This window comes from Coleofasciculus sp. FACHB-712 (genome assembly GCF_014695635.1).
In the GTDB taxonomy this organism is placed as follows: Bacteria; Cyanobacteriota; Cyanobacteriia; order Cyanobacteriales; family FACHB-T130; genus FACHB-T130.
On record NZ_JACJOQ010000243.1, the window covers coordinates 1 to 2,541 of the forward strand.

General features: G+C 48.4%; 4 protein-coding genes. All 4 read right to left on the reverse strand.

Annotated features, from left to right (window positions below; genetic code table 11):
* On the reverse strand, nucleotides 1-486 hold a 486-nt coding region (tilS, locus tag H6F50_RS07020; RefSeq protein WP_190427892.1), incomplete at its 3' end, for a tRNA lysidine(34) synthetase TilS.
* On the reverse strand, nucleotides 486-788 hold the full coding sequence (locus H6F50_RS07025) for a KGK domain-containing protein (RefSeq protein ID WP_190414523.1): 303 nt from the start codon (nucleotides 786-788) through the stop codon (nucleotides 486-488). The genes H6F50_RS07025 and tilS, both read right to left, overlap by 1 nt.
* 78 nt (nucleotides 789-866) lie before the next feature.
* Nucleotides 867-1,925, reverse strand: a complete 1,059-nt coding sequence (locus H6F50_RS07030; RefSeq protein ID WP_190427894.1) for a glycerate kinase — start codon at nucleotides 1,923-1,925, stop codon at nucleotides 867-869.
* A complete protein-coding gene (locus tag H6F50_RS07035) occupies nucleotides 1,925-2,281 on the reverse strand; it encodes a DUF565 domain-containing protein (protein ID WP_190414525.1) in 357 nt (118 codons plus the stop codon). The genes H6F50_RS07030 and H6F50_RS07035 overlap by 1 nt, the downstream gene beginning before the upstream one ends.
* Nucleotides 2,282-2,541 lie beyond the last annotated feature (260 nt).

Sequence of the window (2,541 nt, forward strand, 5' to 3'; positions counted from 1 at the left end):
AGTCAGCGGACGCTGCCAGGTTAGGGCTTGTAATCCATCGGCACCACTGCCGCGCATCAGGTTATAAAGGAGGGTTTCGGCGCGATCGCTCGCTGTATGACCTGTGACAATGTATGGGAAGTTGTTGGTTTGGGCGATCGCGCTTAAGGCTTGATAACGCCACTGTCGCGCCGCCGCCTCTGAAGAGATAGATAGCATTTCTGAGGCGGTTTCCAAGTAATAGGAGACTTGCCAGGTTCTCGCCAACTGTTCCACATGGTTGGCATTTGCTTGGGAATCCGGACGCCAGCGATGATCGCAGTGAGCAATTCCCAGATGCCATCCCCACTTTGGCTGCAAATCTAGCAGTAATTTGATTAAGCAGAGAGAATCTTGTCCCCCGGAGACTGCAACTAATAGGGGCTGGTTTCGCGGTAAGAGATGGCGATCGCGTAAAATTCGATGCAATTGGGCATGGAGAGGCGTCCAAGGGGGAAGATTAGGCATTAGCTATCATCTTCTTTGAGTTGCTGACGAATATCCTCTAGTGGTGATTCTGGCTCATCCGGGCAAAATTCTAGAGTTACTCTAACCTTTCCTTGTTTCCAGTTAGCACCGGGTCTTAGAACCTTGCAATCTATACCCTCACTAAACCACTTTATTTGCTCACCAGTTGCTCCTACCTGAGCCTGCATCCGGTTAATGAATTCACCCACTTGGAAAGTGGAGTGATTAATTAAAAGTCTCTGAGTATTTGTATTAACACACAAAACATTGTCCGCTTCTATCCGCTCGAATCCATTATTCATGTGAATCTCCAGTTCCAGCACTTGTTCTAGATTTTTTCAGAAGTAGCCGCGAGTTTACTTGTTAGGCTGCTATTGGTTTTAATCAGTGCGATCGCTCGGTCGATAAACGTCACCAGGAGAGTGGTCGGGATTAATCTCAACCACCAAGTCTACCGTCCTAGGATTTCTCGTCAGCGGTTTGATAAATAACTCTGGGTGGAGCGATTTCCAGAAATACTTGACAAATTCATCAATTTCCGAATCTGTCATGCCAGATTTACCAGCAGCAATCATGTCGTGTTCTGCCTGCCGTCGCCACTGCACAGACAGACGATAATCAACGGGATACAGCATCATCAGCCGATCTAACCGTTCCCACAAAGGTACATAGTCCTGCAATCGGGCATTCATGTCACGGGCAAACGTTCGCTCAGCAGCGGTTACAATCGGCGGTGGCGCATTGTCAAAGGTAGCGGGGTCTATGGGACGGACGCCGACAAACCACCCTTCAAACAGGATGATATCGATGTTTTGGACAATTTCTGGCTGCGTCCTATCACCGGCACCTTCCCACGCAGATTTATCAAAGCGGGGGACTGGAATCGGTTGCCCGGATGGCTGACGCAGACAGTCCAAAACGTCTAAACCCAATTGAATATCGTGGGTTCCGGGTGGCCCGCGCCAGATCAAGCGGGGGTCTTGCTTTCTTAAGGCAAGGCGATCGCGATAGGTTTTGTAAAGGTCATCCAAGGATAGGCTGAGTGTCGAGTTCCCTAGGTGTTTGAGAATTAAGGTAAGGACGGCTCCCAGAGTCGTTTTGCCAGTTCCCTGTCCCCCTAAAATCCCCTGGATGAGGGGGCGTCCTAACTGTTGCCGATCCTGCGCTAGTTTTGTGGCTAAGGGAAGCCAGAGGTTCCAGAGCGTTTCTAAACTAAGGACTAGGAACTGCGGGCTAAGGACTGAGGAAAGATGGGGATAGGTTAAGAGGAACAAATGCGATCGCTTGCGGATGACTTCCTCCACATTGGCGGGTGCGATCCCAAAAGCTTTCGCCCGGAAGTCATCTGCTAGCGCCTGTGCTGCCAAATGTTCCAACTGTGCTGAAGTCGGCGTTTTTCTAGCGATCCAATCGTTAAAAATTTGGCGAAGAGAGTCCATCACGAACCAAGTTTAAAGGCTTCAATAAATAAACTGTAAGTCAGACCAATTTTCAGCGCATTCAACATTTCTGTCACTAATAAGCGGTTGGGAACGCCTTCACCTGTTGGCACAACTCGCCGGTTTCTGCCGTAAACGAACCGATTCACGGTTTCGGTGAAAAAAATTAAAAATCCAGCGGCAATCACATCCCAGTTAGCGGTTTGTCCCGCTGTTGTGGGAATAGCGGTTCCTAGAAACACGCCCACTAATAGGCTCATCACCACCAGCGATATCCGTCGCCAGGGATTGCGAAACCATCGCCTCAGCTGTTGGCTGACAACATCAAAGAGATTGTTGAGACGAGTCCTTTGCATCGTTGAGGCTGACTCCGAAGTAATGTCCTGCTTTCCAAAAGCTTTTTTTAATTATCTAATGCTCCTACCACTTCCTTGATTGGGAAGTTTTATAAAGCTGGAGGCGGCGATCGCGCTTAGCGCCGCCTTAATAAAGATTTGTGTTTGTAATATAGAGATTTATTTAGAATCAAAAATTTTCTTAAAAGTAAGGGCATTCTCAATACAGATGAGATGATGTGTCCGTGCCTTCTCCTATGCCAACCAGCATACAGATAGCC